1 protein-coding gene is annotated in these 12,505 nt (G+C 39.6%); it reads left to right on the top strand.

The window, feature by feature from the left end; all coding sequences use genetic code 11:
* Window positions 1–225 precede the first annotated feature (225 nt).
* The gene (locus tag QM512_RS06405; RefSeq protein ID WP_282804956.1) at window positions 226–12,453 is read left to right on the top strand and encodes a pectate lyase-like adhesive domain-containing protein; all 12,228 of its coding nucleotides are present in this window, start codon (window positions 226–228) and stop codon (window positions 12,451–12,453) included.
* Window positions 12,454–12,505 lie beyond the last annotated feature (52 nt).

Genomic DNA, 12,505 nt, shown 5'->3' with positions numbered 1-12,505 from the left:
TTTCAATACAGAGTAGCAATAAAAATTATATGATTTTTTGATTGATGTATTTTTATAATCACAAAATAAGGTAAATATAATATTTTACTTTCATTTACTATATTTGGTTTTCCATTTAATAACATTAGGTGTAAGATAAACATAGTTATTATATTGGCACTTAAAAATATATGATTGTGTAATAATTTTCTATAAAAGGTTCAAATATCGGAGTAGAGGTAAAGTATGAGACGATTACATTTTAGAAATAAAAAGAATCGCAAACAACAAAAAAATTACATTGATCCTAATGCATTAAGGGAAGATCAGGATGATCCTAAAGCATATCTTAAAGAATTAGCTGGATTGGCGACAATTATTGGAGCAGGTGCAACGGGTGCGACCATTTTACCAAATGATCGTGTTTATGCTGCACGTACCTCTGTAGATCCTAAGTCGCAAATTGTCGGTTCTGTAGCCGATAGTATTCAAACTGGGATATCAAATAAGCCGAATAGTAAGTCCAACGAAAAAGGGTTTAGTATTAGTAACTCTGAGGCTAAAAGTATGTCAGCTTCTATCTCAAAGAGTTTATTGATTTCTCAAAGTACTTCCATTTCTGCGAGTCAGTCAATAAGCCATTCGCAAATTTTATCTAAATCCTTAAGTCAATCTCATAGTATATCTGAATCCTTAAGTCAATCGAGTAGTATTCTCGGTTCTTTAAAGCTCTCTGAAAAAGAGACCTCTAGTTCTGGGAAAAGACATACTACTACATCATCAAAATCTCATACTATTAAAAATTCTACTTCTAAAAATTTTATTAAAAATAGTAGTTCGAACTCAGTAGATAATTCTTTAAGCCAAGAATCTCCTAAGGACCTTACAGCTAATAATTCTGATACTACTATAAATAGTTTGGAATTAAGTAATGCTTCATATCCTGCTAACCAACTTTTGAATGAAAATTTAAAGACGCCATTTGGATTGCAAACATCCACTACTAAAACTACTAATGTAGACAAAGTTCAAAGCGATAAAAAGAAGCAAAGCTATGAATTAAATTTAAATAATTCCTTTGTTGAATTAGCTCAGACTAATGATGGAGTAAATGTAAATACTGCACAAGGATTTTATAACCAAATTAATAATGGTAATGCATCCGTTATTAATTTAACTGGTGATATAGATCTTGGAAATTACACTTCTAGCGCCATTGTTATGAATAATTCACGAAGTGTAACGGTTAATGGTAATGGTTATACCATTAACTTTGGAAATAGTTATATTAATCCTAATTGGAGTTTATCTTCTTCCCCTGTGGTCTTAACTTTTAACAATACAAATATTTATACTGCTAATAAGTATGGAGCTGTATTTCTCAAAGATTATGGTATACTTTATAATTCCAATGTAAAATTGATCTATAATAACGTTCATGCAATTGGTGGGACAGCAGTATTTGCTGATACGACTGTTAACGATTTTATGAACGGGCGTGCTAATCAGAATAAGCCATTAAAAACTTTTGAAATTTCTGGTAATACTACAATTACTGGTGTAAATTCTTACACTTTTAACGGAAATTCATATAGTACAAGTTTTAATAATGATGATGGCCATGGAACAGCACTCTTGTCTCCATCTTTTAATTTAATTATAGATAATGGTTCTCATGTTACACTTGATGGAGGAAATAATTGTCAATATGATATTAAACTTGTCGGCAATAATGCAACTCATACAATTACCATTGGGAAGAATACAGAAGTAGCAATAAAGGGCGCTACAACAAATAATATTTACTCCCCTAATTATAATGGTGGTAATAATTCAATTTCTATCGGGGAAAATGCTAAAGTTAAATTAGATACTCCCGGAACTAATATTTCACTTAATAATTATGGATCATCAATAAATAATACAGTAACTATTAATAATGGTGCTACTGTAACAATGAATGGTGCGGCTAATTTTAGTTCAACTACATATTCTCAATCAACTACCATTAATATAAATGATCCTCAAAAAGTTACTTTAAACAATAATGGCGCAGCTGCATATAGCGGTGGTGCAGTCTATACGATACATGCTACTTACACTAATGTGCAAGCTGATGGTCAAAGTTCGCCATATTTTGAAAATAATATAGCGACTATCCAAGGAACTAATGTTACAAGTAGTAATACTGTATTAGAGCCTGACCAATTAGGAACAGTTGCAGACGTAGCCAATGTAAATAATAATATTGTAAAAAATAGTACTAAAACAGTAATTTATAACGGATATACAACTTATGAACATAGCACATCAACAAGTACATCGACATCCGTGTCAAAGGCTATTTCTCAAAGTATAAGTAACTCAGTAAGTACACATAAGAGTCTAAGTAATTCGTTAAGTGAAAGTAGGTCTAGTTCCCTAAGTCAAAAAGAGAGCATTAGTAACTCAGTGTCGCTGAGTGAGAGTTTAAGCAACTCAGTGTCAATAAGTAAAAGTTTGAGTAATTCAGTTTCAGCGAGTGAGAGCTTGAGTAACTCCTTAAGTCAGAGTGAAAGCTTATCTAACAGCTTGAGTCAGAGCGAAAGCTTAAGTAACAGCTTGAGCCAAAGTGAGAGCTTGAGTAATTCCTTAAGTCAGAGCGAAAGCTTAAGACAAAGCGAGAGCTTAAGTAACAGCTTGAGTCAAAGCGAAAGCTTAAGTAACTCCTTAAGTCAGAGTGAGAGCTTAAGCAACAGCTTGAGTGAAAGCGAGAGCTTGAGTAACTCCTTAAGTCAGAGTGAGAGCTTAAGCAACAGCTTGAGTGAAAGCGAGAGCTTGAGTAACTCCTTAAGTCAGAGTGAGAGCTTAAGCAACTCCTTGAGTCAGAGTGAAAGCTTGTCTAACTCCTTAAGTCAAAGCGAGAGTTTATCTAACTCCTTGAGTCAGAGTGAGAGTTTGTCCAACTCTTTGAGTCAAAGTGAGAGTTTGAGTAACTCCTTAAGTCAAAGCGAGAGTTTGTCTAACTCCTTGAGTCAAAGTGAAAGCTTGTCTAACTCCTTAAGTCAGAGCGAAAGCTTAAGTAACTCCTTGAGTGAAAGCGAGAGCTTGAGTAACTCACTAAGTCAAAGTGAGAGCTTAAGTAACAGCTTGAGTCAGAGCGAGAGCTTGTCTAACTCCTTGAGTCAGAGTGAAAGCTTGTCCAACTCATTGAGTGAAAGCGAGAGTTTGAGTAACTCCTTAAGTCAGAGCGAGAGTTTGAGCAACAGCTTGAGTCAAAGTGAGAGCTTGTCAAACTCCTTAAGTCAGAGTGAGAGCTTGAGTAATTCCTTAAGTCAGAGCGAAAGCTTGAGTAACAGCTTGAGTCAAAGCGAGAGCTTAAGTAACTCACTCAGCCAAAGCGAGAGTTTGAGCAACAGCTTGAGTCAAAGTGAGAGCTTGAGTAACAGCTTGAGTCAAAGTGAGAGTTTGTCTAACTCCTTAAGTCAAAGCGAAAGCTTGTCTAACTCCTTGAGCCAAAGTGAGAGCTTGTCTAACTCCTTAAGTCAGAGTGAGAGCTTGAGTAATTCACTCAGCCAAAGCGAGAGTTTGAGTAACAGCTTGAGTCAGAGCGAGAGCTTGAGTAACTCTTTGAGCCAGAGTGAAAGCCTAAGCAACTCCTTGAGTCAGAGTGAAAGCTTGAGTAACTCATTGAGTCAGAGTGAGAGCTTAAGCAACAGCTTGAGTCAAAGCGAGAGCTTGAGTAACTCCTTAAGTCAGAGTGAGAGCTTAAGCAACTCCTTAAGTCAGAGTGAGAGCTTGTCCAACTCTTTGAGTCAAAGTGAGAGTTTGAGTAACTCCTTAAGTCAAAGCGAGAGTTTGTCCAACTCTTTGAGTCAAAGTGAGAGTTTGTCTAACTCCTTGAGTCAAAGTGAAAGCTTGAGTAACTCCTTAAGTCAGAGCGAGAGCTTATCTAACTCCTTGAGTCAGAGTGAAAGCTTGTCTAACTCCTTAAGTCAAAGCGAAAGCTTGAGTAACAGCTTGAGTCAGAGTGAGAGCTTAAGTAACTCCTTAAGTCAAAGCGAAAGCTTATCTAACTCCTTGAGTCAAAGTGAGAGTTTGTCTAACTCCTTAAGTCAGAGCGAAAGCTTAAGTAACAGCTTGAGTCAAAGCGAGAGCTTATCTAACTCCTTAAGTCAGAGCGAAAGCTTATCTAACTCCTTGAGTCAAAGCGAAAGCTTAAGTAACTCCTTAAGTCAGAGTGAGAGCTTGAGTAACTCCTTGAGTCAAAGTGAAAGCCTAAGCAACTCCTTAAGTCAAAGCGAAAGCTTAAGCAACAGCTTGAGTCAGAGTGAAAGCTTATCTAACAGCTTGAGCCAGAGTGAAAGCTTATCTAACTCATTGAGTCAAAGTGAAAGCTTGAGTAATTCCTTGAGTCAGAGTGAAAGCTTATCTAACTCCTTGAGTCAAAGCGAGAGTTTGAGCAACTCCTTAAGTCAAAGTGAAAGCTTGAGTAACTCCTTAAGTCAGAGTGAAAGCTTGTCTAACAGCTTGAGCCAGAGTGAAAGCTTATCTAACTCCTTGAGTCAGAGCGAAAGCTTAAGTAACTCCTTGAGTCAAAGCGAGAGCTTGAGTAACTCACTAAGTCAAAGTGAGAGCTTAAGTAACAGCTTGAGCCAGAGTGAAAGCTTATCTAACTCCTTGAGTCAAAGTGAGAGATTGTCCAACTCCTTGAGTCAAAGCGAGAGTTTGAGCAACTCCTTAAGTCAAAGCGAAAGCTTAAGCAACAGCTTGAGTCAGAGTGAAAGCTTATCTAACAGCTTGAGCCAGAGTGAAAGCTTATCTAACTCCTTGAGTCAGAGCGAAAGCTTAAGTAACTCCTTGAGTCAAAGCGAGAGCTTGAGTAACTCACTAAGTCAAAGTGAGAGCTTAAGTAACAGCTTGAGCCAGAGTGAAAGCTTATCTAACTCCTTGAGTCAGAGTGAAAGCTTGTCTAACTCCTTAAGTCAAAGCGAAAGCTTGAGTAACAGCTTGAGTCAGAGTGAGAGCTTGAGTAACTCCTTAAGTCAGAGTGAGAGCTTGAGCAACAGCTTGAGTCAAAGCGAGAGCTTGAGTAACTCCTTAAGTCAGAGTGAGAGCTTAAGCAACTCCTTAAGTCAGAGTGAAAGCTTGAGTAACTCCTTGAGTCAAAGTGAGAGTTTATCTAACTCCTTGAGTCAAAGCGAAAGCTTAAGTAACAGCTTGAGTCAAAGTGAGAGTTTGAGTAACAGCTTGAGTCAAAGCGAAAGCTTGTCTAACTCCTTAAGTCAGAGTGAGAGCTTAAGCAACAGCTTGAGTGAAAGCGAGAGCTTGAGTAACTCCTTGAGTCAAAGCGAGAGTTTGAGTAACAGCTTGAGTCAAAGCGAGAGCTTAAGCAACAGCTTGAGTCAAAGCGAAAGCTTGAGTAACTCCTTAAGTCAGAGTGAAAGCTTATCTAACAGCTTGAGTCAGAGCGAAAGCTTATCTAACTCCTTGAGTCAAAGTGAAAGCTTGAGTAACAGCTTGAGTCAAAGTGAGAGCTTATCTAACTCCTTAAGTCAAAGTGAAAGTTTGAGTAACAGCTTGAGCCAGAGCGAGAGCTTATCTAACTCCTTAAGTCAGAGCGAAAGTTTGTCTAACTCCTTAAGTCAAAGTGAAAGCTTGTCTAACTCCTTGAGTCAGAGCGAGAGCTTGAGTAACAGCTTGAGTCAAAGCGAGAGCTTGAGCAACTCCTTGAGCCAAAGTGAAAGCTTGAGTAATTCCTTGAGTCAGAGTGAAAGCTTAAGTAACTCCTTAAGTCAAAGCGAGAGCTTATCTAACTCCTTAAGTCAGAGTGAGAGCTTGAGCAACTCATTGAGTCAAAGTGAGAGCTTGAGTAACAGCTTGAGCAACTCCTTGAGTCAAAGCGAGAGTTTGAGTAACAGCTTGAGTCAAAGCGAGAGCTTAAGCAACAGCTTGAGTCAAAGCGAAAGCTTGAGTAACTCCTTAAGTCAGAGTGAAAGCTTATCTAACAGCTTGAGTCAGAGCGAAAGCTTATCTAACTCCTTGAGTCAAAGTGAAAGCTTGAGTAACAGCTTGAGTCAAAGTGAGAGCTTATCTAACTCCTTAAGTCAAAGTGAAAGTTTGAGTAACAGCTTGAGCCAGAGCGAGAGCTTATCTAACTCCTTGAGTCAAAGTGAGAGTTTGAGTAACTCACTCAGCCAAAGCGAGAGTTTGAGTAACAGCTTGAGTCAGAGTGAGAGCATGTCAAACAGCTTGAGCCAAAGTGAAAGTTTGAGTAACAGCTTGAGTCAAAGCGAGAGCTTATCTAACTCCTTGAGCCAAAGCGAGAGTTTGAGTAACAGCTTGAGTCAAAGCGAAAGTTTGTCTAACTCCTTGAGTCAAAGCGAGAGCTTGTCTAACTCCTTAAGTCAAAGTGAAAGCTTGTCTAACTCTTTGAGCCAAAGTGAGAGTTTGAGTAACAGCTTAAGTCAAAGCGAAAGCTTAAGTAACTCCTTAAGTCAGAGTGAAAGCTTATCTAACTCCTTGAGTCAGAGTGAAAGCTTGTCAAACAGCTTGAGTCAGAGTGAAAGCTTGAGTAACTCCTTAAGTCAAAGTGAAAGCTTGAGTAACAGCTTGAGTCAAAGCGAGAGCTTGTCTAACTCCTTGAGTCAGAGCGAGAGCTTGTCTAACTCCTTGAGTCAAAGCGAAAGCTTGAGTAACTCCTTGAGTCAAAGCGAAAGCTTGAGTAACTCCTTGAGTCAAAGTGAGAGTTTGAGTAACAGCTTAAGTCAGAGTGAAAGCTTGAGTAACAGCTTGAGTCAAAGTGAGAGTTTGAGTAACAGCTTAAGTCAAAGTGAAAGCTTGTCTAACTCCTTAAGTCAAAGTGAAAGCTTAAGTAACTCCTTAAGTCAAAGTGAAAGCTTGAGTAACAGCTTGAGTCAAAGCGAGAGTTTGAGTAACAGCTTGAGTCAAAGTGAGAGCTTGAGTAACTCCTTGAGTCAAAGCGAAAGCTTGAGTCAAAGTGAAAGCTTGTCTAACTCCTTAAGCCAAAGCGAAAGTTTGAGTAACTCATTGAGTCAGAGTGAAAGCTTGTCAAACAGCTTGAGTCAGAGTGAAAGCTTGAGTAACTCCTTGAGTCAAAGTGAGAGTTTGAGTAACAGCTTAAGTCAGAGTGAAAGCTTGAGTAACAGCTTGAGTCAAAGTGAGAGCTTGAGTAACAGCTTGAGCAACTCCTTGAGTCAAAGTGAAAGCTTGAGTAACTCCTTAAGTCAGAGCGAAAGCTTATCTAACAGCTTGAGTCAAAGCGAAAGCTTGAGCAACTCCTTGAGTCAAAGCGAGAGCTTAAGCAACAGCTTGAGTCAAAGCGAAAGCTTGAGTAACTCCTTAAGTCAGAGTGAAAGCTTATCTAACAGCTTGAGTCAGAGCGAAAGCTTATCTAACTCCTTGAGTCAAAGTGAAAGCTTGAGTAACAGCTTGAGTCAAAGTCAGAGCTTATCTAACTCCTTAAGTCAAAGTGAAAGTTTGAGTAACAGCTTGAGCCAAAGTGAAAGCTTGAGTAACAGCTTAAGTCAGAGTGAAAGCTTGTCTAACTCCTTGAGTCAAAGTGAAAGCTTGTCTAACTCCTTAAGTCAGAGCGAAAGCTTATCTAACTCCTTGAGTCAAAGCGAGAGCTTGAGTAACTCACTAAGTCAAAGTGAGAGTTTGAGCAACTCCTTAAGTCAGAGTGAAAGCTTATCTAACTCCTTGAGTCAGAGTGAAAGCTTGTCTAACTCCTTGAGTCAAAGTGAGAGCTTGAGTAACTCCTTGAGTCAAAGTGAGAGCTTGAGTAACTCCTTGAGTCAAAGCGAAAGCTTGAGTAACAGCTTGAGTCAGAGTGAGAGCTTGAGTAACTCCTTAAGTCAGAGTGAGAGCTTGAGTAACTCCTTGAGTCAAAGCGAAAGGTTGTCCAACTCCTTGAGTCAAAGCGAGAGTTTGAGCAACTCCTTAAGTCAAAGTGAAAGCTTGAGTAATTCCTTGAGTCAGAGTGAAAGCTTGTCTAACTCCTTAAGTCAGAGCGAAAGCTTATCTAACTCCTTGAGTCAAAGCGAAAGCTTAAGTAACTCACTAAGTCAAAGTGAGAGCTTGAGTAACAGCTTGAGTCAGAGTGAAAGCTTGTCTAACTCATTGAGTCAAAGCAAGAGCTTGAGTAACTCACTAAGTCAAAGTGAGAGCTTAAGTAACAGCTTGAGCCAGAGTGAAAGCTTATCTAACTCCTTAAGTCAAAGTGAAAGCTTGTCTAACAGCTTGAGTCAAAGCGAAAGCTTAAGTAACTCCTTAAGTCAGAGTGAGAGCTTGTCTAACTCATTGAGTCAAAGCGAGAGTTTATCTAACTCCTTGAGTCAGAGTGAGAGCTTGTCCAACTCTTTGAGTCAAAGTGAGAGTTTGAGTAACAGCTTGAGCCAAAGTGAGAGCTTGAGTAACTCCTTAAGTCAGAGTGAAAGCTTGAGTAATTCACTCAGCCAAAGCGAGAGTTTGAGCAACAGCTTGAGCCAAAGTGAGAGCTTGAGTAACTCCTTAAGTCAGAGTGAAAGCTTAAGTAACTCACTAAGTCAAAGTGAGAGCCTATCTAACTCCTTGAGTCAGAGTGAGAGCTTGAGTAACTCCTTAAGTCAGAGTGAAAGCTTATCTAACTCTTTGAGCCAAAGTGAGAGCTTAAGTAACAGCTTGAGTCAAAGCGAAAGCTTATCTAACTCCTTAAGTCAGAGCGAAAGCTTAAGTAACTCTTTGAGTCAGAGTGAAAGCTTGTCTAACTCCTTGAGTCAAAGTGAGAGTTTGAGTAACAGCTTGAGTCAAAGCGAAAGCTTGTCTAACTCCTTAAGTCAGAGTGAGAGCTTAAGCAACAGCTTGAGTGAAAGCGAGAGCTTGAGTAACTCCTTAAGTCAGAGTGAAAGCTTGTCTAACTCCTTAAGTCAAAGCGAGAGTTTATCTAACTCCTTGAGTCAGAGTGAGAGCTTGTCCAACTCTTTGAGTCAAAGTGAGAGTTTGTCTAACTCATTAAGTCAAAGCGAGAGTTTGTCCAACTCTTTGAGTCAAAGTGAGAGTTTGTCTAACTCCTTGAGTCAGAGTGAAAGCTTGTCTAACTCCTTAAGTCAAAGCGAAAGCTTGAGTAACAGCTTGAGTCAGAGTGAGAGCTTAAGTAACTCCTTAAGTCAAAGCGAAAGCTTATCTAACTCCTTGAGTCAAAGTGAGAGTTTGTCTAACTCCTTAAGTCAAAGTGAAAGCTTATCTAACTCCTTGAGTCAGAGTGAGAGCTTGAGTAATTCCTTAAGTCAGAGTGAGAGTTTGTCTAACTCCTTGAGTCAAAGCGAGAGTTTGAGTAACAGCTTGAGTCAAAGCGAAAGCTTAAGTAACTCCTTAAGTCAGAGTGAGAGCTTGAGTAACTCCTTAAGTCAAAGTGAAAGCTTATCTAACTCCTTGAGTCAGAGCGAAAGCTTAAGTAACTCATTGAGTCAAAGCGAGAGCTTGAGTAACTCACTAAGCCAAAGTGAGAGCTTAAGTAACAGCTTGAGCCAGAGTGAAAGCTTATCTAACTCCTTGAGTCAAAGTGAGAGCTTGTCCAACTCCTTGAGTCAAAGCGAGAGTTTGAGCAACTCCTTAAGTCAAAGTGAAAGCTTGAGTAACTCCTTGAGTCAGAGCGAAAGCTTAAGTAACTCATTGAGTCAAAGCGAGAGCTTGAGTAACTCACTAAGTCAAAGTGAGAGCTTAAGTAACAGCTTGAGCCAGAGTGAAAGCTTATCTAACTCCTTGAGTCAGAGCGAAAGCTTGTCTAACTCCTTGAGTCAAAGCGAAAGCTTGTCTAACTCCTTAAGTCAGAGTGAGAGCTTAAGCAACAGCTTGAGTCAAAGCGAGAGCTTGAGTAACTCCTTAAGTCAGAGTGAGAGCTTAAGTAACAGCTTGAGCCAGAGTGAAAGCTTATCTAACTCCTTGAGTCAGAGTGAGAGCTTGTCCAACTCTTTGAGTCAAAGTGAGAGTTTGAGTAACAGCTTGAGTCAAAGCGAAAGCTTGTCTAACTCCTTAAGTCAAAGCGAAAGCTTAAGTAACTCCTTAAGTCAGAGTGAGAGCTTGAGTAACTCCTTGAGTCAGAGTGAAAGCCTAAGCGACTCCTTAAGTCAAAGCGAAAGCTTAAGCAACAGCTTGAGTCAGAGTGAAAGCTTGTCTAACTCCTTAAGTCAAAGTGAAAGCTTAAGTAACAGCTTGAGCCAGAGTGAAAGCTTATCTAACTCCTTGAGTCAGAGTGAGAGCTTGAGTAATTCCTTAAGTCAGAGTGAGAGTTTAAGTAACAGCTTGAGTCAAAGCGAGAGTTTATCTAACTCCTTAAGTCAAAGCGAAAGCTTGAGTAACTCCTTGAGTCAGAGTGAAAGTTTGAGCAACAGCTTAAGTCAGAGCGAAAGTTTGTCTAACTCCTTGAGCCAAAGTGAAAGCTTGAGCAACAGCTTGAGTCAAAGCGAGAGCTTATCTAACTCATTGAGTCAGAGTGAAAGCTTAAGTAACTCACTCAGCCAAAGCGAGAGTTTGAGCAACAGCTTGAGTCAGAGCGAAAGCTTGTCTAACTCCTTAAGTCAAAGTGAGAGTTTGAGTAACAGCTTGAGTCAAAGTGAGAGCTTGAGTAACTCCTTAAGTCAGAGTGAAAGCTTGTCTAACTCCTTAAGTCAAAGTGAGAGTTTGTCTAACTCCTTAAGTCAGAGCGAAAGCTTATCTAACTCCTTGAGTCAAAGCGAAAGCTTAAGTAACTCCTTAAGTCAGAGTGAGAGCTTGAGTAACTCCTTGAGTCAGAGTGAAAGCTTGTCTAACTCATTAAGTCAAAGTGAAAGCTTGAGTAATTCCTTGAGTCAGAGTGAAAGCTTATCTAACTCCTTGAGTCAAAGCGAGAGCTTAAGTAACTCATTGAGTCAAAGCGAAAGCTTGAGTAACTCCTTGAGTCAGAGTGAGAGCTTGAGTAACTCCTTAAGTCAAAGCGAGAGCTTGAGCAACAGCTTGAGTCAAAGCGAAAGCTTGAGTAACTCATTGAGTCAAAGCAAAAACTTGAGTAACTCCTTAAGTCAAAGCGAAAGCTTGAGTAACAGCTTGAGTCAGAGTGAAAGTTTGAGCAACAGCTTAAGTCAGAGCGAAAGTTTGTCTAACTCCTTGAGTCAAAGTGAGAGTTTGTCTAACTCCTTAAGTCAAAGTGAAAGCTTGAGTAACAGCTTGAGTCAGAGTGAGAGCTTGAGTAACAGCTTGAGCCAAAGTGAAAGCTTGAGTAACAGCTTGAGTCAGAGTGAGAGCTTGAGTAACTCCTTAAGTCAAAGTGAGAGCTTGTCTAACTCCTTGAGTCAGAGTGAGAGCTTAAGCAACAGCTTGAGTCAAAGTGAGAGCTTAAGTAACAGCTTGAGTCAAAGTGAGAGTTTGAGTAACAGCTTGAGTCAAAGCGAGAGCTTAAGCAACAGCTTGAGTCAAAGCGAAAGCTTGAGTAACTCCTTAAGTCAGAGTGAAAGCTTGAGTAACAGATTGAGTCAGAGCGAAAGCTTATCTAACTCCTTGAGCAACAGCTTAAGTCAGAGCGAAAGCTTGTCTAACTCATTGAGTCAAAGTGAGAGTTTGTCTAACTCATTAAGTCAAAGTGAAAGCTTGAGTAACAGCTTGAGTCAGAGTGAGAGCTTGAGCAACAGCTTGAGTCAAAGTGAGAGCTTATCTAACTCCTTGAGTCAGAGTGAGAGCTTGAGTAACTCCTTAAGTCAAAGCGAGAGCTTGAGTAACAGCTTGAGTCAGAGTGAGAGCTTGAGTAACTCCTTAAGTCAAAGTGAGAGCTTGAGTAACTCATTGAGTCAGAGTGAGAGCTTAAGCAACAGCTTGAGTCAAAGTGAAAGCTTGTCTAACTCATTGAGTCAAAGCGAAAACTTGAGTAACTCACTAAGTCAAAGTGAGAGCTTAAGTAACAGCTTGAGTCAGAGTGAGAGCTTGTCTAACTCCTTAAGCCAAAGTGAGAGTTTGAGCAACAGCTTAAGTCAAAGCGAAAGCTTGTCTAACTCCTTAAGTCAGAGTGAGAGCTTGAGTAACTCACTGAGTCAAAGCGAGAGCTTAAGTAACTCCTTAAGTCAAAGCGAAAGCTTAAGCAACAGCTTGAGTCAAAGTGAAGATTCAATTACTAATTCAACTAGTCAATCAACTTCAATTTCTAGTCATTCAGAAGTAAGCGAGAGTATTTCTGAATTGAACAGTAATACTAATAATTCTGAATCGATAAATAGTATTACTAATCCACGTCCTGCTGAATATGTCAGAGAACAAGCTAACGTAAGCATTACTCCAGAAAAACAACCAGCAGAATCAACTGAACAACAAGTTAGTGCTAAGAGACATCATGTAAGAATGAGTAATCGTCGCAGATTACCACAAACTGGTGCTTCTACGAATTCATCATCCTTACTTGGATTAATTGCAACTGCCGTTGGTGGTCTTCTTGGTTTGAGACGTAAGAAGAATAGAAAGAGAAGAAGATAATAGAAAAAGAAAAAGACCATAGCTCGTTTGCTATGGCCATTTTCTTGTCTAA

The sequence above is a fragment of the Lactobacillus isalae genome (assembly GCF_947539375.1).
GTDB lineage: Bacteria > Bacillota > Bacilli > Lactobacillales > Lactobacillaceae > Lactobacillus > Lactobacillus isalae.
Note: the sequence above shows the minus strand (reverse complement) of the source record. Positions and strands in the feature narration are given on the sequence as shown.

Bases quoted from the DNA above. Each gene is read 5' to 3' on its own strand.
- QM512_RS06405 (WP_282804956.1), top strand. From the start codon at position 226: ATGAGACGATTACATTTTAGAAATAAAAAGAATCGCAAACAACAAAAA.